Annotated in this window: 1 protein-coding gene, 1 pseudogene and 1 CRISPR repeat array; the gene and the pseudogene both read left to right on the plus strand. The window is 67.2% G+C overall.

Going from position 1 to position 2,470, the window contains the following annotated elements:
- Positions 1–334: direct repeats of the CRISPR family, unit length 29 nt; unit sequence GAACTCCCCACGCAGGTGGGGGTGAACCG.
- Positions 335–1,527: 1,193 nt separating this feature from the next.
- Complete coding sequence (locus GT354_RS08565) at positions 1,528–2,100, plus strand: hypothetical protein (protein ID WP_161355660.1); 573 nt, start codon at positions 1,528–1,530, stop codon at positions 2,098–2,100.
- Between the two features lie 113 nt (positions 2,101–2,213).
- Positions 2,214–2,470 (plus strand): annotated as a pseudogene (locus GT354_RS53660) (hypothetical protein); the annotation flags it as partial.

A 2,470-nucleotide genomic window follows, 5' to 3' on the forward strand; every position in this document is an offset into this window, starting at 1 on the left:
GAACTCCCCACGCAGGTGGGGGTGAACCGAGCGGATGCGCTCACACGATCGTACGAACGTCGAACTCCCCACGCAGGTGGGGGTGAACCGCCGAAGAGATCCGATATCTGGGAGGGCTTGTAGAACTCCCCACGCAGGTGGGGGTGAACCGATCCAGTACGCCCGCACCCTGGCCGACTCCGGGAACTCCCCACGCAGGTGGGGGTGAACCGAGCACCTACAGCGGCAATCAGGGTGGCGACTGGAACTCCCCACGCAGGTGAGGGTGAACCGCACCCGCTCCTCGCGGCAGTCGTGGTCTTGGTGAACTCCCCACGCAGGTGGAGGTGAACCGTCGCTGGTGCGCATGCGGGTGATCTGCTTTTCGATTTTCTGGTGTGCCTCGTTGAGCAGGGCGTATTTGATGAGGGTGACCTGGGCGATCTTGCTCAGCGGGGTGGGTCCGATGAACGGTCGGGCTCCTCTCTGCGTTCTTCGGGGAGCGCGGCCCGGAGGCCGTCGGGAGTGTCGGGGAGGGTGATGGTGCGTCTGCGGACGTGGGGTGGGAGGGCCGTCCAGGGTGGCATCGCGCCCGGCGTGTTCGGTAGCAGGCACATTCGGGTGGGGGGTGCGACCCGGTGTGCGTGCTGCGGCCTCCGGGGCCGCCGCTACCGTCGCGGGAGGATTGATTGCTCGGCTTCGGTCTGGTTCGGCAGCCGTAGGGTGTGTCGTTGCAACGACTTGCCCGCTCTTGACGTTCGCGTCGATGGCGTCGGCAGGACTTGATGTGGAGCTCCGTTATGGCGCCGGACGCCGTGTAGGTCGTCATGCTGAACCGAAGCTACTCTGAGTGGAGTTCGACTTCGGGGTGTTGCTTCAGGTCCTTGTCGACCGAAGCCACTATCCCTACGAGCGCGGCGGGATGTCGGCGGTAGCGTTGCTTTCGCGCCGAGGTGTGAGTGGCTGTAGCACGTCGCCCTCTGGGTCTCGATGTAGCCACCCGATCGCTGGCATGTGTCGGCCCAGGGGTAGTCGTCGTCGATGCGACCATGCCCAGACCCAAGCGCTGGAAGGGCTTCGTCGTCCCGTCCGGGTGCTGGGTGGTCGAGCGCACGAATGCGTGGCCGCCGTAACGTCTGGGGCTACGAAGCCCGGCCCACCCACAGCGAAGCACTCGCCAACCGGGCCGCGATCGTCGTGATGGGCAAACGCCTCACTTGCAGGGGCGCCGCCGCGATCGGGGCCACCGAACCCTGGCGCCAACGTGAAGAACAGGCCGCCTGGGCAGATTCCACGAGGACCCACGGAAGGGGATCGCGAGGCATCGCAGCCGGTGCGAAGCGCGTACTTGCGCTCCCAGATCACATACGGCTTTAGCAACTTGCCCCAGGAGCCTCGGACTCCGAGCATCAGGCCAGTCCCATTTGCCCGGCCGGACCGGATCCCCACAAGAGCGCGGTCCGCCCGCCGCGAGGCGGTACCGCACCGTTGGGGAGACAGGACTGCCCCGCCTGCAGCTGCCGCCACGTGAGCGGTCAGAATCTCGCTATGACACCGGCACAGCACCATGAGGCGCCCTTCGAACTACGCAAGGGCTGGAACAGGGAGAGCGTCCTGCTCTCTTTGTTCTCGGCGGCCATGATTGCCGGCGGGTTCACCGAGCCCGGGAGCGGATTTTCCATCATGGTGTGGGTGTTCTTCGGCAGTTGCCTACTCGTCATCGGCGGCAGTGCGCTGCGCGGCGGCTGGTTCTTCAGGGCCGACGTCGATGGGCCGGTAATCCGCGCGAGTACCGTCCGCGGCGAGCAGCGCACTCAGTTGCCCTGGAGCAAGGTCCAGGCCGTCATCGTCTGGAAAGCGCAGCGCAACCGGTGGATCGGTGTCGTCCCAATTCCTGATGCCCTCCCGCAAACGGGGCCTCGCTGGGTTCGGAGCGCCGCGCGCTGGGCCGCCGGGGATGCCGCTCAGATGTGCACGATGCTCCACGGCACCAGCCCCGACCTGTCCCGGCTCGCAGCCCTCCTCGACGACGTCGCTCCACACGTCGCGCTCGTCGACTACAGCCGCCGCCGCGGACCGGTCATCCACCGACACGGCGACGGCACCAACCCGTTCTCTTAGCGAGTGCTCCCGGCAGCCCGTGGGGACTTCGGGACACATTGGAAACGAGCGCTGCTGTAACCCGCCCAAGCGCGCCGGCTCCCGGACACGGCGAGTGCCGCCACCGGGTGGACATGCTCCTTGATTCGCGCCGACTCGTCGCCGCGGTTATCGCACAGCACCGGCTCGTCTGTGATCCGACCGCATCGGCGGCCGGGGAACCACGGCGCGGCCTCCTGCGCGTCGGCGCCAACCACGCCGCACTGCTCGGCAGGCCGCACCAGGACACGGGCGACCACTCCTCCTCGATCCGTTGGCGCGACGCAGCCGCGACCACCAATTCGTCGGCTACGCCCTCGCGAACAAGCCGTCGTTGTGTGCGGGCACAGGG

The organism is Streptomyces sp. SID3343 (assembly GCF_009865215.1).
Classification (GTDB): domain Bacteria; phylum Actinomycetota; class Actinomycetes; order Streptomycetales; family Streptomycetaceae; genus Embleya.

Coding starts and splice junctions, on each gene's coding strand:
- GT354_RS08565 (WP_161355660.1), top strand. CDS start 1,528: ATGACACCGGCACAGCACCATGAGGCGCCCTTCGAACTACGCAAGGGC.